This window comes from Peptoclostridium sp., assembly GCF_009881055.1.
GTDB lineage: Bacteria > Bacillota > Clostridia > Peptostreptococcales > Peptostreptococcaceae > Peptoclostridium_A.
On record NZ_WXFG01000029.1, the window covers coordinates 90,774 to 111,762 of the forward strand.

The window sequence follows — 20,989 nt, forward strand, 5'->3', positions numbered from 1 at the left end:
AAGCCTAAAGCCTCATCACATTTTCCTTAAAATCTCTTCCCCTTACCTCGTAGCTAGGATACATGTCCCAGCTGGCACACGCAGGCGAGAGCAGGACTATGTCACCCTGCTGAGCAAGAGCGAAGGCCTTCTTTACGGCCTGTTCCATGTTTTCAACTCTGTAGGTCTGTTTGAATCCAAATCTGGCTGCCGTATCCTCCAGCTTTTGGGCCGTCTCTCCAAGCAGCACCAGGCCTTTTACCTTGCCGCCAAACTCCGCCACAAAATCATCGAATTCGCCGCCCTTGTCCATTCCGCCTGCAATAAGTATAAGCGGTCTTTCAAAGGACTGTATTGCCTTTATTGAGGCGTCGGGGTTAGTCCCCTTCGAATCGTTTATGAAATCTATGCCATCAAGGCTCCTGACAAACTCCAGCCTGTGCTCGACGCCTTCAAAGCTTCTCAGGGCAGAGGCTATCAGTTCAAACGGCAGCTTCATCGAAGCCGCTATAGCCACTGCAGCCAGGGCGTTTTCAAGGTTGTGAGGCCCCGGTATTTTAAGCTCCGAAGCGTCCATAAGGCTTACGGCGCCTTGCTCTGTCTTAACTACTATCTTGCCGCCGTCCACAAACACTCCGCGCTCCAGCTTTTCCTTCCTGCTGAAGAATACTACATTTGATTTGCAAAGGCCTGCAAGGCTTCTCGTCTGTTCGCAATCGTAGTTTAGGACCGTATAGTCATTATCGTCCTGGTTCTCGAATATCCTGGCCTTGGCTGCTATGTAGTTTCCCATAGTCTTGTGCCTGTTGAGGTGGTCCGGAGTTATGTTGAGTATGGCGCTTACTCTTGGCTTGAAAGTCTCTATGGATTCAAGCTGGAAGCTGCTGAGCTCAGTGACAAGCACCGAGTTCTCATCGGCCTTGTCTACAACGTCGACTACAGGAGTGCCTATGTTGCCCACAACAAATGTGTTGTAGCTTGAGAGCTTGAATATCTCGCCTACAAGGCTTGTCGTAGTAGTCTTCCCGTTAGTGCCCGTTATGCCCACGAAAGGAGCCCTGGCATACCTGTATGAGAGCTCTATCTCGCTTATAACCGCAACTTTTCTTTCCTTGAGCTCCACTATAAAAGGAATGTCAAGCGGCACTCCCGGAGATATAACTGCAAGCTCGTAGCTATCAATGTTTTGCGGATGTGAGCCCAGTATGAACTCTATGCCTAGTCCTTCAAGTTCGCCCAGCACTTCCGGGAGCTCTTCCTTGCCTTTTATGTCGTTTACCGTGAGCAGTGCCCCCTTGGAGTGCAGGAACTTGATAGTAGCTATGCCCGTCTTTGCCAGCCCCACAAGAAGCACTTTTTTGCCATGTAAATCCATTTTCGTCCACCTTCCAACTGTTAGTTTGTCTTTATATTATATAGGCCTATATGAAAGCCAAAAATGCGAGTATGCCAAGCACAAGGCTTGCAATCCAAAATACGCTTACCACCTTTGTCTCATGCCATCCCACAAGCTCGAAGTGGTGGTGTATTGGGCTCATGCGAAACACCCTCTTGCCAGTGAGCTTGTACGATACAACCTGTATTATAACCGAAAGCGACTCAGCAAAATATATGCCTCCTGCAATCGGTATTATAAGCGAAATGTTCATGAGAACTGCCGCTGCCGCTACCGCTCCGCCAAGTGCCATTGAGCCCGTGTCTCCCATGAACACCTTAGCAGGATACGCATTGAACCTCAGAAAACCCAGACATGCCCCAAATACGGCTGCACACACTATGGCAACAGAAGTATAGCCAAGCAGCGAAGCCACCGCAGTGAAGAATACCGAGATTACGAGAGTAACCCCTGAAGCCAGACCGTCAAGCCCATCGGTGAGGTTGACGCTGTTGACCGTGGCAACTATAACAAGCACCGTGAAGGGAATGTAGAACATCCCAAGGTCGAGCCTGTAGCCGTCCATGAACGGCACGAATATGCTGCTGCCCGAGTCGGCAACGCTGTACTGGTAGAACACAAGTACAAGCGCCAGAGCAAACTGGCCAATCAGCTTTTGGTAAGCCCTAAGGCCGAGCGACCTTTTGAGAACCACCTTTATATAATCGTCTATAAAACCTATGAGTCCAAAACCTACTATTGAAACAAGCGCCATGACCATGTTGGCGTCAAGCTCGCCCGAAAGCAGAGATGCCCCCAATATTCCCGCCACCATTATTATTCCGCCCATTGTAGGCGTACCATTCTTTGCCAGATGGCTCTGAGGCCCGTCGTCCCTTACGGTCTGTCCGAACTTGAGCCTTCTTAGCATCGGAATGAACATAGGGCCTGTTATAACCGTGACTGCCAGCGATGCCAGTGCTATCAGCATCAGCTTTTGAAAACCAACCATTATTAAATGCTCCCTTCTTGGAGATGATTTGCTATCTCCTCCATCTTCATACTTCTTGATCCCTTGACAAGCACCACGTCGCCCGGCTTGACTACTCCGTCGAGATATTCCATGGCGCTCTGCCTATCATCAAAATGCAGTGCATTCGCAAGGCCGCATTCTCTGGCCCTGCTGGAAATATATGCCGCCGCACCGCCTACGCTCACAAGCAAATCCACCCTGCCTGCTGCATATTCTCCCACTATCTCATGGCCTTCTCTTGAAAATTCGCCCATTTCAAGCATGTCAGCAAGCACAGCTATCTTTCTTTTACCCTCATATCCGGCCAGAAAATCTATCGCCGCCTTCATTGAATCAGGGTTTGCGTTGTATGCATCATTAACTATTATAAAGCTTTTTTCCACTATATCCAATCTCATTTTTTCGTTCTCAAACTGCAGCAATCCGCATCTTATCTCGTCAAGGCTGAGTCCGCATTCAACGCCCACAGCCATCGCAGCCATCGCATTGTATACGTTATGCATGCCCTTGGAAGGTATGGTAAACTTCTCTTCGTTTCCATTCCAATTTACATGAAATTCAAGATTTTTGCCCTGTTCGCTCACTCCTGTGCATGCAATGTCGTTTCCCGGCTCAAATCCGAATTTAATCAGCTTGTAGCCTTCAGGCATTAGCCTTTTAAGATGCTCGTCATCACCGTTGACAATCAGCGTACACGTCTCGTCGAAATAGGAGGTTATCTCAAGCTTCGCCTTCATTATGTTTTCCTTGGATCCCAGGTTTTCAATGTGGGAATAGCCGACGTTTGTTATCACAGCAATACTTGGCCTGACTATCGAAGCCAGGTACTCGATCTCTCCAAAACCGGACATGCCCATCTCAAGCACTGCCGCCTGGTGTCTTGAACTCAGCTCGAACATGGTCAGCGGAAGGCCTATGTGATTGTTGAAATTGCCGCTGTTTTTATGCGTAATGAGCTTTTGCGAGAGCACGCTCCATACCATGTTCCTAGTGGATGTCTTGCCGCAGCTGCCGGTCACTCCGATGTAGGGTATGTCGAACCTGTCCCTATAGCCTCTTGCAATATCGCCAAGGGCCCTAGTAGTATCCTCAACCTCGAGCACAGTGCTGCCTGCATAGAATGACTTGTCGGCAACCCTTTCCGGCTCCACTATAAACTTGCTTGCACCCTTTTCGCATGCCGCCCCTATGAAATCGTGCCCGTCAAGCCTCTCGCCTACTATTGCAACATAAGTTTCATCCGGCGAAATCTTTCTTGTGTCTATTGAAATCCCGCCCAGCATAGCCTGAGAATCACCTGCCGCAACAGTCCCTTTGCACCACGCGGCCGCCTCATTAAAGGTTACATCCTCCATACCTACTTGACCTCCTCAAGATAAGCTCTTGCAATTTCCCTGTCGTCAAAATGAATCTTCTGCTTGCCGATTATCTGATAGTCCTCGTGGCCCTTGCCGGCTATTATTACTATATCCTGAGGCTCCGCCATACTTATTGCCGCTTCTATGGCCTCTTTTCTGTCCTCGACTACTGTATAGCCGCCTTTTTGCTTGTCAAGCCCCGCCACTATGTCCTCAATTATCTTACGAGGATCCTCGGTTCTTGGATTGTCTGATGTTATGACTGTCATATCGCTCAGCCTCTGGCTTATTCCACCCATTATCGGCCTTTTCGTCTTGTCCCTGTCGCCTCCGCAGCCTACAACCGTTATAACCCTGCCCTTAGCAAACCCTTTGGCAGTCTCTAGTATATTCTCGAGCGCGTCCGGCGTATGTGCGTAGTCTACTATCACTGTGACTCCGCTTGGACCCACTATGCTTTCAAACCTTCCTGGAACACCGCTGCAGCTGCCTATTGCTGAAGATATCTCATCCTTTCCTATGCCCATAAGGTACAGCACCGTTGCCGCCGCCAGAGTGTTGTAAACAGTGAATTCTCCCGGAATCGCCACCTCGATGCGGCACTCAAAATCCGGAGTGACCATGGTGTAGCTAGTTCCCGTTGCGTCCATGCTTATGTCCATGGCCCTGATATCTGCCTCTTCATTTATGCCATAGCTGATGCAAGCCGTGTCCAAGACTTTGAGCCTGTCATGCAGCTCTTTGCCGTGCATGTCGTCCACATTGATTATGTTTGCCTTCGATGTCATGAAGAACAGCTTTTCTTTGGCCTTCATGTAACTTTCAAGGTCCTCGTGGAAATCAAGATGGTCCTGCGTCAGATTAGTGAACACCGAATACTTGAAGTCGCAAAAGTCGACCCTGTGAAGCTCAAGGGAATGTGAAGACACCTCCATGGCGCAGCTCTCTATACCGCAATCGAGCATGTCTCTGAAATAGCTTTGAAGCTCCACGCTCTCGGGTGTTGTCCTTTCAGACTCGGCGTCCACCCTGCCTGTGTATGTCCTTATTGTGCCTATAAGACCACACTTGCTACCCAGGTAGTCCAGCGCCGACTTTATAAGATATGTCGTTGTTGTCTTGCCGTTAGTGCCCGTCACACCTACAAGACCTAGCGCGCTTGAAGGATTGCCGTAAAAATTGGCGGCTGCCCTTGCCATTTCCCTTCTGGTGTCATCTACTACTACAACGCACGCATCCTCGAGTCCGAGCTCCCTTTCCGCCAGGAAAGCCCTGCAGCCGGATTCGTACGCGCTTTTTGCATAGTCGTGCCCGTCGGAGGCGAACCCCTTTATGCATATGAAAAGACTGCCGCTTCCCGCCTTTCTCGAATCGTATGTAATGCTGCCTATTTCAGTTTCAAAATCTCCGCTGACACTTACCATCTGGGCTCCTGAGAGCATCTCGCTTAGCTTCATATGAACACCTCCGCATTATTTTGCCAATATAAACCTTCAAAAAGGCAATGCATACATGCGCATGCATTGCCTTACTCATCAGTTTGATTTGAACTCCACGCTAACAGCCATGCCCGGCTCAGCCGGCATGTTGGGCTTTGGCTCCTGGCTCACGGCCGTGCCGCTGCCCGTAGCCTTGAGCTTGAGACCCATACCCTGGAGTATGTTGGTCACTTCCTTTATTGTCTTGCCTGTAAGGTCTGGCATCACAACAACGGATTTTCCGCCTGCCATTGCCGCCTCGCTTAGCTCAAGCTTCATGTAGAGTATGACGTTCGAGCCCGCCGAAAGCTTCGTTCCGGGGCTCGGGAACATATCAAGCACCATGTCGTCCGGGTTGAATACCGTATTGGACGGCTCTATCACGTAGTTGAGCCCATTATCCGATAGCAGCTGCAGGGCCGTAGATAGCTCCATGTTCCTGACCTCAGGCACAATCGATTCCTCCACCATGCCGCCGTTTTGCGAGTCGCCCAGATAGAAGTTGGGCTTTATATTCAAATATCTAAGTACATCGTATATTACTTCCTTTGCTATAGGCGCAGCTACCGTTCCTCCAAAATGCGAGGCTCCACGCGGCTCATCAACTATTATCAAAACGGCTATTTCCGGATTTTCAGCCGGAGCCATGCCTACAAAAGACGCATAGTAGAAGCCCGGTTCATATCTGCCGTTTACAACCTTCTGTGCAGTTCCTGTCTTGCCTGCAACTCTGTAGCCTGGAATGAATGCATTTTTGGCTCCGCCCTCCACGACTACAGACTCCATTATGTTTCTAATCGAGCGCGCCGTCTTTGACGATATAACCTTTCTCACCTGCTCAGGCTCAACTCTGCTTATTACGTTGCCCTTTGAGTCTACAAACTCCTTTACAACATGTGGCTTCATCATTATACCATCGTTTGCAATGGCGCTTATTGCCGAAATAAGCTGTATCGGCGTTGCCGAGTTCGCCTGTCCAAAAGCTATAGTCGCAAGCTCGACAGGGCCAACGTTCTGCTCGTTGTGGAAAACACCCACCTGCTCGCCTGGAAGATCTATGCCCGTCTTCGACATCAGCCCGAAAGCCTTTATGTATTCATACAGCCTGCCAGTACCCATTCGCCTAGCCAGCTCTATCATTACAGGGTTGCATGAGTTCTGCACCGCCTGCGCCAGAGTCTCGACGCCGTGCCCCCGCGGATATACGTGGCACTTTATCTTTCTTCCGAGTATCTCTACATAGCCGTTGCAGTAGAAGGTTTCACTTTCTTTTGTAAAGCCCTCCTCCAGCGCTGCTGAAACCGTTATAGGCTTGAATGTTGAACCCGGTTCATACGTTTCGTTTACAAGAGGATTCTTCCACATGTCAAACCAGCCCTTGGACTTGTCCTCGCCGTATGAGGCAAGCAGGGATTCGTACCTTGGATATATCGGATTTCTTGGATTATTCGGATCGTAGTCAGGCTTTGACGACATGGCAAGAATTTCGCCCGTTTTCGGATTCATGACTATTCCCATGACGTTCTTTGCCTGGTTTTCCGCAAGAGCCTTGTCAAGCGCCTTGTCGAGATGGTGCTGTATGACCTCGTCTATTGTAAGTATAGCTCCCTGGCCGTCCTTGGGGTTGTTGTACTTGCCGTTGTCGTAGGGAATCTCCTTTCCAGACGCGTCAGTTACGCTTATTATCCTTCCCGGAAGACCCTTAAGCTCCTTGTCGTACTCAAGCTCAATGCCGGCCTGCCCTGCGTTGTCAGTGGACACATGGCCTATTACATAAGGCGCGAGATTACCATAGGGATAGAACCTCTTGTTGTCCTTAACGACCCACACACCGCCTATTTCAAGCTTTTGTATCTGCTTTGCGGGCTTTTCGTCTATCCACCTTGCAAGCCTCACAAGGCTCTTCTTGTCGGACTTGAGCATAGACTCGACTTCCTTTTCCTCAACGCCAAGGGTCTTTGAGAGCCTCTTGGCAGCGTCGGATTTATCCTTTATGGCGGAAGGCTTTGCCCATACCGTGTATTTTGTTATGCTTATCGCCAGCTCCTTGCCGTTCCTGTCATATATGGTGCCCCTTTTCGCCTCCACAGGCAGGTCCCTGACCTGCTGGGCAAGGGCCTTTTCTGTGAGCCAGTCTGCTTCGACAAGCTGTATGTAGCCGAGCCTTGCTATCAAGCCTAAAAAAGCCAGCATCATGAGCGATAAAAGCGCAAAAAGTCTTCTCTTGTTTTTTATATTCAAATCCGCCAAACCAGTATTCCCCCCAAAGCCCTATTCAACGTCAATATACACAATCTGTCCGTCAGCAGGATATTCCATGCCCAGCTTCTCGCGCGCCTGCTTCTCGATGGTGGCGCTGTTTGTCTTCATTTCTATCTCGTAGTAGAGCTCCTTTTTTTCATTCAACTTCTCATCGAGCTGCTTGCTCAGAGAGTGCGACTCATAGTTGAGCCTTGATATTACGGAGTATCTCGCCATTATCAGAAAAACAGCCACGGCTATGAAAGCTATAGCACCATTCCTGAGAAGTGCTGCATTTCTCTTGCTCCTGTTCCTTGCGAGCCTTGCACCGTCGACATTGGAGTTTTCATCCCTGGCGCTGCGCTTTTTCCTCTGCCTGTATTTTTCGAGGTCGGCAATTTTCTTGCCGTCACTTGCTTTATTTTTGTCTGCTCTCAAATGCACCACCCCTTAGCGCCTAAACCCTCTGTGCAACCCTGAGCTTGGCGCTCCTTGACCTTGGATTGCCTTCAATCTCCTGATCGCTTGGTATTATAGGCTTTTTAGTGATTATCTTGAGCTCCTGCCTCTTGCCGCACACGCAAACCGGGAATTCCACCGGGCATACGCAGCTTTTGGCGAGCTCCTTGAAGGTGTCCTTTACTATTCTATCTTCCAGCGAGTGGAAGGTTATTATGCATATCCTGCCGCCCTTTCTCATCACAGAAGTCGCGTCTTCAATAGTCTTTCTTATCACATCGAGTTCTCTGTTGACCTCTATTCTGATTGCCTGGAATGTCCTTTTAGCCGGGTGCGGGCCGTCCTGCCTTGCCTTTTGAGGTATCGCGGCCTTGATGACATCCACAAGCTCGAGTGTCGTGTTTATCCTGTGAGCCTGCCTTTTCTCCACTATGAACTCGGCAATCCTTGCGGCCCATCTTTCCTCGCCATACTCCCAAATCACCCTCTCGAGCTCCTCCTTGGGGTATGTGTTCACAATCTCGTAGGCGCTCAGCGGATTCCTGCTGTCCATTCTCATATCGAGAGGTGCGTCCTGCATGTAGGAAAAACCCCTTTGCGCCTCGTCGAGCTGGTGCGAGGACACTCCCAGATCGAGCAGCAGCCCGTCGATTTCGTCTATGCCCAGATTTTCAAGCTCTTTCTTTATGTTTTCAAAATTGCTGTGGACAATCCTGACCCTGTCCATGTAGGGAGCCAGCCTTTCCTTAGCCACCTCTATTGCGTTCTTGTCCTGGTCAAAGCCTATAAGCAGGCCGTCCTTTGAAAGCCTCTTTGCAATCTCAAGCGAATGGCCGGCACCGCCGAGCGTCCCGTCCACATACACTCCGTCAGGCTTTATGTTCAGATTATCTATAGATTCGTCGAATAGTACCGATACGTGTTTGAAGTCCAAAATTGTTCTCTCCCTTTATTAAAGCCCAAAATCCCGCTCATTATTATAGTTATTTAGTCCCTTTTTTTGATTTTTTAGCGCTAACGGCAGCATTGTTGTAAATGTTTGCAGTTCTCTTTATCTTCTTTGCCCAGCCTTTGTCCAGCTCCCAGTCCCTGAAATACTTGTGCGCAACCAGACCGCCCACTATCAGCACAAGGCTGAGTACCTGGGCTGCCTTAAGCGGTCCCAGCATCAGGCTGTCGGTCCTTAGGCCCTCTATCCAGAGCCTTCCGAGCGAATAGAATATGCAGTATTTGATTATGAGCTCGCCCTCGTATACCTTCTTTTTCCTTATGCTCCAAAGATATATGAAAACGCCGATATTCCATATTGATTCGTAGAGGAAGGTAGGGTGCACGCCCACGCCGTTCACCGTAATGGCCCAAGGAAGACTTGTAGGACTTCCGTAGGCCTCCTGGTTTATGAAGTTGCCCCACCTGCCAATTGCCTGCCCGAGTATTATGCTGGGCGCAGCGATGTCTGCCATCTTCCAGAAATTGAGCTTCTTGTTCCTGCAAAAGTAATACCCAGCAAGTATTCCGGCTATGACGGCCCCGTGTATTGCCATGCCGCCCAGTCTGGTGTTGACTATCTTTGAGAAATCACCCTGGTAGTAGCTCCAGTTGAATATCACGTAGTAAGCCCTGGCGCCTATAATTGCCATAGGCACCGTAATCAGGAATAGATCAAGCATAGTATTCTCCTCTATTCCCTGCCTCTTAGCCTCGCGAAGTGCAAGCACCATTCCTGTCAGTATTGCAAAGGCCATTATTATGCCGTACCATCTTATGTCCATTCCATATATCTTAAACGCTACCGGATCTATCATTGAAAAAACCATTTGAAAAACCGCCTCCGTATTCCGTTAATATTGTATGAAGCCGTATGTATTGTGTAAATTCGCCGAGTCTAATTATAGCACATTTTATAATTACATTTAATCGAAAGCACAAAAGCTAGGTAAAAACCTAGCTTTATTATAATTCTACTTGTTTCCCAAGTCAATTTCATTTAGGGTTTATAACCGACAGAACGCAGTTGTCCTCACGTATGTGGTCGTAGAGTCTTTTTTTGACATCCTCAAATTCTATGCTCTTTAAAGTCTCCAGATAGCCAAGGAGGTTAATTCCCTTGAAATGGTACGAGATGAAATTATTGGCTATGAACTCTAGTGAGTCGAAATACTTGAGGAAGTTGCCTATCTTCTTTTTCTTTATCCTCTCGAAATACTCGAGCTCAAGGCCCTTCTCCCTGTACTTGCCTGCGTATTCCATGACCTTTTCCTGTACCCTTTGCGGGTCCTTTGACTCTCCGCCTATCATGGTGTAGCCATGGTCGGGAGTAAGAGTGTAAGAGCACGAGAAGCTCTCGTTTATTAGCCCCCCAAGATAAAGCTCCTCATGGAAGCTGCTCCCCTTCTTGTAGAGCATATCCAGCAATATCTCGGTTGACAGTTCTCTTCTCAGAAGCGCCTCTCCGCGTTCTCCCACACTGGTCTCCTTGAAGCCTATGTTGAACATCGGCATCGAAACCGACAGCGACTCCTGTATGCTCTTTTGTGCCACAGCCTCCGGCTCCTGCGGATAGAACCTTTCAACCTCCATGCCGAGTATCTCGCTGCCGTAGCTTCTTTGAGAGCTCCTCGCGGTCTCGAGAACCCTGTCCCACTCCAGGTCGCCCACCACGAAGAGCGCCATGTTCTGAGGGCTGTAGAAAGTGTTGTAGCAGTCGTAGAGCTCCTCTTTTGTTATCCTGTATACGCTCTCGACAGTGCCCGCTATGTCTATCCTGTTGGGATGGTTTATGTACATCGCCTTGAGCGTGTTGAAATACACTCTCCAGTCAGGATTGTCGTCGTACATCTTTATCTCCTGGGCTATTATCCCCTTTTCCTTTTCAACGTTCTCATCAGTGAAATGCGGACTCTGAACGTACTGTATCAGGTGCTCGAGCGCCTCGTAAAAGTTGTCGGTTGACGTAAAGAGATAAGAGGTCATGTCGAAATTGGTGTAGGCGTTGGCGCTGACGCCGAGCTGCGCAAATTTGTCGAAGGCGTTGCTCCCATCCTCCTGCTCGAACATCTTGTGCTCGAGGAAATGGGCTATGCCCTCGTTCACCCTTATCTTGCCGTTCTTGCCAAAAGGCACGAACTCCAGGTCGTTTGAGCCGTAATTCGTTGAGAACACAGCGTACTGCTTTGCAAAGCCTTTCTTGGGCATGAAGAATATCTCAAGTCCATTATCCAGTTTATCGTAAAAAAGCTCCTCATTGAGAACCTTGTTTTCTATCCTGTTCAAGAAATCGCCTCCCTAATTTTTCAGGAAAAATATTGTATCCATTTTGATCTTTTCAGAAGCCTTCACGACATCCTCCACGCTTACGCGCGAAATCTTGTCGATCATCTCCTCCGGAGTCTCAAATACGCCGCTTACCAGCTGCCCGTAGTAGAACTCAGAAAGGCCGTTTATACTGTCAGCCATAGACCTTATAGAGTTTGTCATGGCGCTCTTGCTGTTGTCCATCTCAAGCTGCGTGATGCTGCCGGCGCTCATGTCGCCTAGCTCCTTCCTGATTAGCTCTAGCGCCTTTTCATAGTTTTCGAATTCAATACCCGAGGATATCAGCATAAGCCCCTTGTACTTTTCAACAGATGCATATATATAATAGCACAGGCTCTCCTTCTCCCTTATATTGAGGAACATCTTCGAGTGCGGCCCTCCGCCAAGCACGCTGGCGTACACTGCAAGCGGATAGTACTCGGGGTCAAGGTAGTGTATGTTGGTCCTAAAACCCATGCACAGCTTGCCCTGGGTTATGTCCATGCTCTCGCTTATATTCTTCACCTCGGCAGGTATGTTGTAGACCTGCTCATCCGGTATTTCAATGAGCTCCCTGTCCTTTTCAAGCACTCCATCAAAGAAGCTCCTTGCTGCGGCCTCCGCCCTCTCGCTGTCAATGTCTCCAACAACAAGCATGTCTATTGGCGATGTTCCTATAATTTCCCTGTAGTGACTGTAGAGGTTCTGAGGTGTTATCTTTTCGATGTCCTCCTCGTATCCGTCCTCATGTATGCTATAGTTTTCACCCTTGCACATCTCCTCCACGCAGCGCTCCACGGCGTAGTAGGCCTTGTCGTTAACCCTTCCCCTTATGGCATCGCGCAGATTCTGCGCCTCCACGTCGAAATATCCCCTGCTGAAGGCTTCCTCCTCAAGCAGCGGATCGAATATCATGTCCTTCATGAACATGAGGCCGTCCTCGAATATCGCCTCATCTATGTACCTGTCGTTTGTCATAACCAGCTTAAAGCTGAGTATGTGCTTTTCACCCTTCTTGCCCACTCCGGCCACAAGGTTAGAGCCGTAGAGCTCGTCGAGCTTTTTGGATATCTCTACCTGGCTTTTATAATTCCTGCTGCCGCACTTAAGCACATACGGCAAAAGCGCGTTCTTAGTCGCTTCTTCCCTGTTGAGCGGTCTTTTTATGTACACGCTTACAAGATTAGTCTTGAACTTGTCTGTCTTGACTATTATTAGGTTTACACCCTTTTGTATCTCTATCTTTTCGTAGTTTTGCACCATTGTCCCTCCTCATTTGCACTATCTATTTGAAATTTGCTGTTTGTCAGATGCAGTAAAAATTCAACTAGTGTAATTATACCATTTTTTAATTCCATATTCCCAAATACTTTTCCAAATAGTGACTCTAGCAGGATAATTGTGCGCCCTCTTCCATTTTGCGATTTCCATTTCATCTTATTCAGCCTGCAAGCCGGAAGCTTTGAAACTCGCTATCGCTCAGACAGTCAAAGCTTTTTTCCGGCAACATGGCTGAATTTCGATGGGAAATCCCACAAAACGTCATAAAGTCGCACTGCTTTATCCTGCTTAGAGTCACCTTCGGTCTGCAGACAAAATTTCTTCTGGCATAGGAAAAATCTTACTTCAGGTGCGTAATTTGTTGAATAAATCCCTTCCATGATATATAATGTTTCTGCATGTTTAAAATCAGTACGATAAATTTAATTATGAAAGCCGCAAGGCTTTTCAATAAAAAGTGAGGGAGATTTTTTAATGAAACTTGGAATAGTGGGACTTCCCAACGTGGGAAAAAGCACCCTTTTTAACGCAATAACACAAGCAGGCGCCGAGTCTGCAAACTACCCCTTCTGCACGATAGACCCCAACATAGGCGTCGTGTCGGTACCTGACAAGAGGCTTGACGTGCTTGCTGGCATATACGGCTCTGAAAGGATACTTCCAACGGCAATAGAGTTCTGTGACATAGCCGGTCTTGTAAAGGGCGCAAGCAAGGGCGAAGGCCTTGGCAACAAGTTCCTCTCGCATATAAGAGAGGTGGAGGCTATAGTTCACGTTGTAAGATGCTTTGACGATCCGAACGTAGTTCACGTTGAAGGCTCTATAGGACCGCTAAGGGATATCGAGACAATAAACCTCGAGCTTATATTCTCGGATATAGAAATGCTTGAGCGTAGAATACAAAAGACACAAAAGGCGGCCAAGGCGGACAAGGCGCTTCAGGGAGAGCTGGCACTACTCGAGAGGATACAAAGCGCGCTCGAGGACAATAAAATGGCAAGAAGCCTTGAACTGACAGACGACGAAGCGGCGTTTGTAAAAGACCTCAACCTGCTGACATACAAGCCTGTAATCTACGCCGCGAACGTGTCCGAGGAGGACCTTGCCAACGACGGAGCTACAAATGAAAATGTGGCAGCCGTTAGAGAGCACGCAGCACAGGAAGGCGCAGAGGTTGTAGTGGTATGCGCCCAGATAGAGGCTGAAATCGCCGAGCTGGAGGACGAAGAAAAAACAGCATTCCTTGAAGACCTTGGACTTTCAGAGTCAGGCCTTGACAAGCTAATAAGAGCAGGCTACAAACTGCTTGGCCTTATAAGCTTCCTTACAGCAGGTCCAAAGGAGACAAGAGCCTGGACGATTGTTAATGGCAGCAAGGCTCCACAGGCTGCAGGAAAGATACACACTGACTTTGAAAAAGGCTTCATAAGAGCCGAGGTCGTGGCCTACGATGACCTCGCGGCTGCAGGCAGCATGGCAGCGGCCAAGGAAAAAGGCCTTGTAAGAGTCGAAGGCAAGGAATACGTGGTGCATGACGGAGACGTTATGTTGTTCAGGTTCAACGTGTAACCTGCATCCATACTAAATACTATTGATTTTACGACCTAGCTCATACAACACCTCTGATTTTTCAGGGGTGTTTTGTGTATCTGCCAATGCCCAACTCTTTGAAAGGATGTGTTATTATGTTCTGTACAAATTGCGGCTCCAAACTGGAATCAGATTCGGTTTTCTGCAGCAGCTGCGGCGAAAAGGTTGTCGGAATAGCAGCCGGCGAAGAAATACAATCGCATGCCGAGTCTGCAGCAATAGCTTCCAGCAAACCCAAAGAAGCCAGCAACAATCTTGTGGGTTTTTCGCCGAAGATCAACGACCCTGCTTTTAAAAAATACCTGAAAAACTCAAACCAGTGGTCATTCTTTTTCTCCTTGGGACTTGCCGTCATAGCAATTGTGGGATTCTACATAGCTGGCGAGCTGGAGGCCGACGGCCTTTCAAATCCAGAATCGCTCTACATAGGCTGCGCTATAGGAACAATGTTCATAACGATAGCCATTTTTCAGATTCTAGGCAGAAAGCGCAGCAAGACATGGGACGGCCAGGTCATCGACAAGACAGTGAAGAACAAAGCAAAGGAAGTCAAATCCGGAGGCGGCTCTTACATCAAACGCTATACCGAATTCACAGTTTTCGTAAGAAGCGACGGCGGCAAAAAGTACGTAATAAGCGTAGATGACGATGACACGCTCTATAACTATTTCAATGTCGGCGACAGGCTCAGGTATCATGGAGGCCTCAACAGCTACGAAAAATACGACAAAACGGGCGATGATATAATATTCTGCGCCGCATGCTCCACTCTTTGCGACATAAAAGAAGACACCTGCTATCGCTGCAAGTGTCCTCTTCTCAAATAAACCGCTATTAAACCATTAATACTGGCGACAAAGATTCACACCTTACCGGTGGTGGAGCTTTGCCGCTTTTTCTTTTCCAGATTATTTTCCTACAGGCTTGCCGCAGCTGCGGCAGAACTTGCCTCCCGGCGTCAGCGCAGTACCGCAGTATTTGCAGAATTTCGGGGCAGGCTTTGCTGCAGTCTCATCGCCTGCGCCATTGCCTATATTGACCGTTTCAGACAAATCGGCCACTGCCGGCTCAGCCTTGACTGCAGCGCTTCCCGGATTGTCGCCAGGCGCTATGAGAGTCAAAACCGCTTCCTTAAGTTGGTTTTCATCAATGCTGGCCCAAGCCACACTTTCTCCGCCTTCTATACAGTACAGGTAGTCTCCCACTCTTAGGAATGCTGTGCTTAGAAGCTGCAACGAATCCTGGTGGTAGAACATGCTGTTAATGCCGAGTATGCTTTTCTTTCCGCCGAGCATATCCAGCCAGCCTGACTTTTCATCCTGAAGAGTTATGGCATTTTTCTGGAGCTTTGCAATTCCCATATCCGCGAGTTCCCCCAGCCCCTTTTTCAAATCAAAGGGGCTTTTCATGTTGAATGCATTAAGGAAAAATGGTGTCAGCCAGCGCATGTCCCTGTTTTCCTGGGCGATGGCAAGCTCATTTTCCAGATCCCTTATTTCGATTGGCTCTGATCCCACAACATGCAAAATCAGGTTCTCAAGCTTTCTCCGCCTAATAACATCGAGCAGGCATGCAAGCGACAAAAGTCCATTGCGGCTTAGCGAAAGCGCCGTATTTGTCTTACAAACACCCGCTGCGCCTATTATATCTCGTACCAGTAATGATATTTCATCTGAAGTCACTGTCTTGAGGCGAATATCATTCCCTTCGGCACCGTAAAAAGCATAGTCATTCTCTCCAGTGAGTATTGTGGTGAAAAAGAAACTCTCATCCTGCAATATAGAGCTTAAAAACGATATATTATAAGGCTGAGCAAGCCGCCTGAGCAATTCTTGCCGGCCTTCCATAAGGTCTTTACCGCCTACAGATTTCTTTCCAGATGCTTTAGAAATATCCAAAAGCGACGACAGGCGGTTGGGCTCTATCCCCAACTGCTGGGCCGCTGCCAATGCAGCTTCCTTAGGTATTGTTACTGTCTCTTGTTTAAGCATGCTTTCAGCTCCTATCTCTTGAATTTTGCTATGGATTCCATTATGGAAGAGCTCTGCTGCACAACGTCGTCCACCGAAGTTCCCATACCTTTCAGTATGCCCTCGGCCTGCGCCATAGTTATTCCGCCTTCCTTGCCCACCTGATCAAGCACTCTTATTGATTTGAGGAGCTTGTCGGATATGTGTATATTCTTGCCTGTTGCAGCCACCGCCTTGACCTGGCCTGCAATTTGGGCATCAAACTGCTTGACGAGCTGGCGAACGCCTTCGCCCTGGAGCGCCTCGGCCTCCATAAGAAGTTCCTCAGCTGCCTCGCTGGAGCCTCCCAGCTTCTGCGCATCCTCCCTGAGTTTATCTGCACGCTCAAACCACTCGTTCGACTTGTATTCCATAGTTCCCGTTACAGAGGTAATGTCTTCAAATTCCTTTACACCTTTGTTTCCCTTGTCGAGAATGTTTACAAGATCCCTGTCACCTCTTCCGTAGGCGTCCTTGCCTGTACGGTCTGTAACGGTATGGTCCATCTTCTCGGCAAATTTGGATATCTCCTTCTCGTCCACTATGTCCTTTCCGTCTAACTTCGGTAGCTCGCCCTTGTGGTGGGACTTGTAGAGCTCCTGTCTGTATACTCGCTCCACATCTTCCTTAGGAATGTCAATCCACTGGTTGGTCTTCTTGTCGAATATCCTGGCGGTTACGTCCTTGTCCATAGGCGCTCCCTTTATTCGCGCCGACTGAGGTATTACATCGTCAGCCGTAGACGCACCTTTGAAATCAGCAGCAGTATGTTGGCTGACATCAACCTTCTTGGCTGTCACCGAAGCGTCGGCCGTTCTGGCACCAGCCCCTGTGTTTGTAGCTTCCACGAACTTGATTTCACTAGGATCCACTCCGTGTTCAAGCGCCAGCCGCTCCTTTGTATTCCTGAGTGCCGACTGTGTGAACTGCTCGTTTCTCATGTTGAAATTCCCGCGCAGCTCGTTTGCTCCCGGTCCGTCGAGACTGTTGAGCTTAGTCATTGCGTACTTGTCCTGCTGCACGGAGCGCAGCGCCTGATCGTAGGCGTCCTGAGCCTCCCTGGAGCCAGGATTGCTATTTAGCCTCTCCTGGGCGCGCCTTAGGTTGTCCACCTTCTGTTCGCCTATCTTCTGGCCCTTTCTGTAGAGCGCATCCCTTGCCGATTCGGCAGAATCCTTGCCACTTGTGGACTGCTTGTACTTGTCTATCTCTTTTCTCGCCTCATCCTTAGCCTCATCCATTTGTTTGTTCCATTTCTTCTCTGCAGCCTTGTAATCTTCCGGATTAGGACCGTCGGCCTTTTCTGCCGCCTTCGAAGCGTCGTCAGTCTTTTCACCTGCATTTTTTACAGAATCATCCGCCTTTTCTGCCGCCTTGGCCGCGTCATCAGCATTCTTAGTCGCAGCTTTAGCCGTGTCATCTGCTTTTCCTCCGGCAGCCTTGGCCGCGTCGTCCATCTGTTTTGTTGCTGATTTCACGGCATCATCGGCTGTGTTTGCGGCAGCCTTTGCCACGTCGTCAGCCTGATTGGATGCGGCTTTCACTGCATCGTCAAGCTGCTTGTTCGCAGCCTTTATGGCGCTTGCGGCGTTTGCCTTCTTCAGAGCCTTTGCCGCATCGTCAGCAGTATTCGCGGTTTTCCCAAGCATCTTCTTCGCCAGATCATCTACATTCTGTCCGAAGAAATCAGATGCCTTTCCTGCCAGATTCGAAGCCCCTTCAATTGCGGCTTTGCCAATCCTGGTCTTAGATGCCATTTTTGTGGCATAAGAGCCCGCTTTTCCTGCGATATCTATGCCAAGTCCGGCAACCCTTCCTATTCCTTCGTCCACAACCGTCTGCATGACGGAATTGCTTACCGCTTCCCTCCAGCTGTCCCCTCCGGCATCAACATAATCCTTAGTAGTATACACGGAACGCGCCGCCTCGAAGCCAATTTCCGACTTGCCTGCTGTCAGCATGCCAGCCAGAACCCTTAAAGCTATAGCCTTCCCACTTTCGCCTCTTGAAATCTCCTCCGAGCTCATGGCAATAGTATCCTTTGCATGCTCCCAATTTGAATATTCTCCAGGTATGCTTCCGTTGCCGGAGATCTCGCCTCTTGTATATTTACCATACGCGTCCCTTACTGACCTGTAGGCCTTCTCATCGAGGCCCTTGCCGCTGCTAATGTCACTCTGGATACGCTCTAGCCTTTCGGCCATCTGAGATGCAAGAGAGTCTCCGTCGCCTCCGGCTTCCCTTTGCAGCCTGTCCTTAAGATGCTGTATGCGGTCTAGCTTGCGCAGATACTCGGACTGTCCGTCAGTTCTGTTCTCCATGCGCTTTCTGTCCTGCGCCGAATTGGCAAGGCTTATCCTGTGCTCGTTGTGGGCACGCTCCACATCATCAAGGTCCAGCTCCGAGCCGTAGGAGCTTTCAAATTTTCCCGTAGCGGGATTTAACCTGTACAGCTCCTGGGAGCCACTCGGAGAAGTCACAACGAGCGTTCCATCGCTCGGGTCGTAGTCCATGCCTTCTCTTTTGATTCTGAAAAATCCTCCCGGACCATAAGGGCCGCCAAAGCCTCCCGCTGCCGCTGCTCCAGCGCCCACAAGTCCCGCCAGAGCTGAAGCCGCTCCAATAACGCCTGTTTCAAATTCGTCAGCACGCTCGTCCCACTCGTGCTCCCATGGATCAAGTATGCCTTCTAGCAAGCCTTCATCGTCGGAGCCTCCAGGACCTGTTTTTCCGTATACAGCTTCAGTCGACAGCTTATACATATAAGTGACGCTGCCGCTCCCGAAGGCAGATATTTCTATAAACAAGCGGCTGTTTTCGGTAGTGAGCTTGTCGTAAGGAGTCTCTCCGGTGCGGCTCTTGTTTTGCTTTACAGTATATACACCCTCTACCGACTGGCCCGGATCAAGGTTGTTTCCATAAAGAGTGGTTGACGTACCCTCCTGACCCTCTGTCGCAAAGAAGCCTTCATAAACAGTCTTCATGTCGCTCTCGCCGTCTAGCATCGCAGATATGTATGCCCTGCCCAGCATGTATCCGGCCTGTGCCGTGAAATGATCCCCTTGCCATGTAATCCGTTTCTTGACCTGGATCTCGTTTTCACGCCCAAGCTCAATACGCTCGGGAGGCGGCGTCCAAGTGTACTCAGTTGCGCTATACTGTGAGCCTTCCTCGCCTCCCGAAGACTCGAATATTCGGCCATTTGCCACTTCGGTATGGAAATAGCTGTCGCCTTCATTGGGATTGTCTATAATCACATCGTCAAGCACCCACACAGTGCTTACCTTCTCAGTTGCACCAGATGGAGCATCCAGCATTATCTCCTTGACACAAAGATGCATGACGCTGTCAATGCCTTCATCGCTGACTTCCCCATCGCTCCACGTTATCTGTGTCCCGCCCGCAAGCTTTGCCACCATGAAAAGTTGTCCGGGATCATAGCTGAATGCCTGCTGGCCGTACACACTGTATTCCGTGTCGGTTAGCAGACTCTCCCTTATATGTTCAAATGAGTCGAAAACCACAGGATAAGAGCTTTCGCTTCCCTTTATGTAAAAATTCGACGCTGCAACTCCGCTTTCGTAGTCAGAGCGGTTTATCACGTAGCCCGAATAGTCTCCCACGCTCCTTGCCATTATGGGGAGCCTGTTCTGGCTAAAAGAGCTGTCGTATGGCGACTCAGCGCCGAGAGCCCCTTCGTCATAAAAGAACGAAACGCGCCCCTTGAACTTGCTGCTCAAATAGCTGTAGTCATCCGTCTTGTTGTGCAGATCCTCAAGTGACGGCGACGATATCTCCAGGTCAATCGTAGTCTCCTTGCCGCCCTCAATTATTATCTCTTGGCCATTTGGAACTATCCCATAATATGTACCGAAACTCATGCCCATAGGCTCAACCTTTGCGCCGTAGAAAGGCTTCTTTGCAATAGCAGCCTTAAGAGCCTCATAGTCGCCCTTTGCAACTCCGTAAGCCTCGTATGGGTCCATCCACTTGGGCTCGGCCTCTGCGACCTGAAGTGTTGGAGCCATGACGCCCATGAGCAGCATGACAATCATCGCAGCGGCAGGTATCCGCCTTCCTCTGAACACCACTGCAACTACTATCGAGATTGCAAGCAGAATGCCGCCCATCGTATAGCAAAGTCCCCCGCTTGTCAGGAGCGAAGAGGCTATCCCAAGAGCGAACCCTAGCATCATGCCTACCACGCAGTGGCCTGCCCTCGGCCTTGAAAGCCTACCCTTGCTAAACGAGCGCATGAACCCAACGAGAAATCCCCCCGGATTCCTGAGTGACCTTAGGCACGCCACCATGGCTGTCAGCCCGATTACGCTGTTTTCAAGGCTGGCATTGCCCGTTAGGAAGTTGTAAATGATCAGCGCGATTCCCGAACCCGCAACAAACAGGGCAAAGCCGCGCATATCCCTTATCGCAAAGGCAGGCCCCATTTTCATCTTCACTGATTTTGGAGCCTTCTTGCCCGTCAGCACCGGCATAAGCGCATTAGTCACAAACCACGCGAAAAACGCCTTGCCAATTATGCCTCCGACAGCTCCTAGAAGTCCCGCGTACATTCCGCCCTGAGCAAATAAAATAAGGCTCAGCGCAAACACAGCTCCCGAAGCCGGCATATAAAGCTTAAGGTAGGAAAGCGCAAGCCACATAATTGATATTATAATCGTAGGCAGCAGGAGCTTGGGATTCTTAAAAAGAGCTCCTATTCCGCCAAGAGCCTGCTTCATGCTCGCAAGCAGGTAGCGAAGCGGCCCCAGCGTCGCCTCGTCTAGCGGCGGCGCGTTTTGACTCTTCGAAACAGAAAGTTCACTTTGCATAAATCATAACCCATCCCTTCACAGCGTTATTTCCAATATGTACATATGCTTAGTCCCAAAGCT

The 20,989-nt window shown here is 49.3% G+C and carries 14 protein-coding genes; 2 read left to right on the forward strand and 12 right to left on the reverse strand.

What is annotated here, in order from left to right; translation table 11 throughout:
- Positions 1 to 4: 4 nt before the first annotated feature.
- From murD to yfmF, 10 genes are all read right to left on the reverse strand, one after another.
- Positions 5 to 1,354, reverse strand: a complete 1,350-nt coding sequence (murD, locus tag GT589_RS08010) for a UDP-N-acetylmuramoyl-L-alanine--D-glutamate ligase (RefSeq protein ID WP_293398150.1) — start codon at positions 1,352 to 1,354, stop codon at positions 5 to 7.
- Positions 1,355 to 1,400: 46 nt separating this feature from the next.
- Positions 1,401 to 2,366, reverse strand: a complete 966-nt coding sequence (gene mraY / locus GT589_RS08015) for a phospho-N-acetylmuramoyl-pentapeptide-transferase (RefSeq protein WP_293398151.1) — start codon at positions 2,364 to 2,366, stop codon at positions 1,401 to 1,403.
- Between the two features lie 2 nt (positions 2,367 to 2,368).
- Positions 2,369 to 3,742, reverse strand: a complete 1,374-nt coding sequence (locus GT589_RS08020; protein WP_293398152.1) for a UDP-N-acetylmuramoyl-tripeptide--D-alanyl-D-alanine ligase — start codon at positions 3,740 to 3,742, stop codon at positions 2,369 to 2,371.
- Positions 3,743 to 3,744: 2 nt separating this feature from the next.
- Positions 3,745 to 5,202, reverse strand: a complete 1,458-nt coding sequence (locus GT589_RS08025; protein ID WP_293398153.1) for a UDP-N-acetylmuramoyl-L-alanyl-D-glutamate--2,6-diaminopimelate ligase — start codon at positions 5,200 to 5,202, stop codon at positions 3,745 to 3,747.
- A 78-nt stretch (positions 5,203 to 5,280) separates the two neighbouring features.
- The gene (locus GT589_RS08030; protein ID WP_293398154.1) at positions 5,281 to 7,473 is read right to left on the reverse strand and encodes a penicillin-binding transpeptidase domain-containing protein; all 2,193 of its coding nucleotides are present in this window, start codon (positions 7,471 to 7,473) and stop codon (positions 5,281 to 5,283) included.
- Between the two features lie 21 nt (positions 7,474 to 7,494).
- Positions 7,495 to 7,902 (reverse strand): septum formation initiator family protein, encoded by a 408-nt coding sequence (locus GT589_RS08035; RefSeq protein WP_293398155.1) that lies wholly within the window; start codon positions 7,900 to 7,902, stop codon positions 7,495 to 7,497.
- A gap of 19 nt (positions 7,903 to 7,921) precedes the next feature.
- Positions 7,922 to 8,857, reverse strand: a complete 936-nt coding sequence (gene rsmH / locus GT589_RS08040; protein WP_293398156.1) for a 16S rRNA (cytosine(1402)-N(4))-methyltransferase RsmH — start codon at positions 8,855 to 8,857, stop codon at positions 7,922 to 7,924.
- Positions 8,858 to 8,906: 49 nt separating this feature from the next.
- Complete coding sequence (lgt, locus tag GT589_RS08045) at positions 8,907 to 9,725, reverse strand: prolipoprotein diacylglyceryl transferase (RefSeq protein WP_293398262.1); 819 nt, start codon at positions 9,723 to 9,725, stop codon at positions 8,907 to 8,909.
- A gap of 181 nt (positions 9,726 to 9,906) precedes the next feature.
- A complete protein-coding gene (gene yfmH / locus GT589_RS08050) occupies positions 9,907 to 11,196 on the reverse strand; it encodes an EF-P 5-aminopentanol modification-associated protein YfmH (RefSeq protein WP_293398157.1) in 1,290 nt (429 codons plus the stop codon).
- Between the two features lie 12 nt (positions 11,197 to 11,208).
- A complete protein-coding gene (gene yfmF / locus GT589_RS08055; protein WP_293398158.1) occupies positions 11,209 to 12,477 on the reverse strand; it encodes an EF-P 5-aminopentanol modification-associated protein YfmF in 1,269 nt (422 codons plus the stop codon).
- 495 nt (positions 12,478 to 12,972) lie between these two features.
- Between yfmF and ychF the strand changes: the two genes are divergently transcribed.
- Positions 12,973 to 14,067, forward strand: a complete 1,095-nt coding sequence (ychF, locus tag GT589_RS08060) for a redox-regulated ATPase YchF (RefSeq protein ID WP_293398159.1) — start codon at positions 12,973 to 12,975, stop codon at positions 14,065 to 14,067.
- Positions 14,068 to 14,183: 116 nt separating this feature from the next.
- A complete protein-coding gene (locus tag GT589_RS08065; RefSeq protein WP_293398160.1) occupies positions 14,184 to 14,915 on the forward strand; it encodes a zinc ribbon domain-containing protein in 732 nt (243 codons plus the stop codon).
- 81 nt (positions 14,916 to 14,996) lie between these two features.
- Here the strand turns inward: GT589_RS08065 and GT589_RS08070 are convergent, their stop codons facing one another.
- Together GT589_RS08070 and GT589_RS08075 are read right to left on the reverse strand one after the other, a co-directional pair.
- Positions 14,997 to 16,079, reverse strand: a complete 1,083-nt coding sequence (locus GT589_RS08070; RefSeq protein WP_293398161.1) for a hypothetical protein — start codon at positions 16,077 to 16,079, stop codon at positions 14,997 to 14,999.
- Positions 16,080 to 16,090: 11 nt separating this feature from the next.
- Complete coding sequence (locus tag GT589_RS08075; RefSeq protein ID WP_293398162.1) at positions 16,091 to 20,926, reverse strand: hypothetical protein; 4,836 nt, start codon at positions 20,924 to 20,926, stop codon at positions 16,091 to 16,093.
- Positions 20,927 to 20,989: the final 63 nt, after the last annotated feature.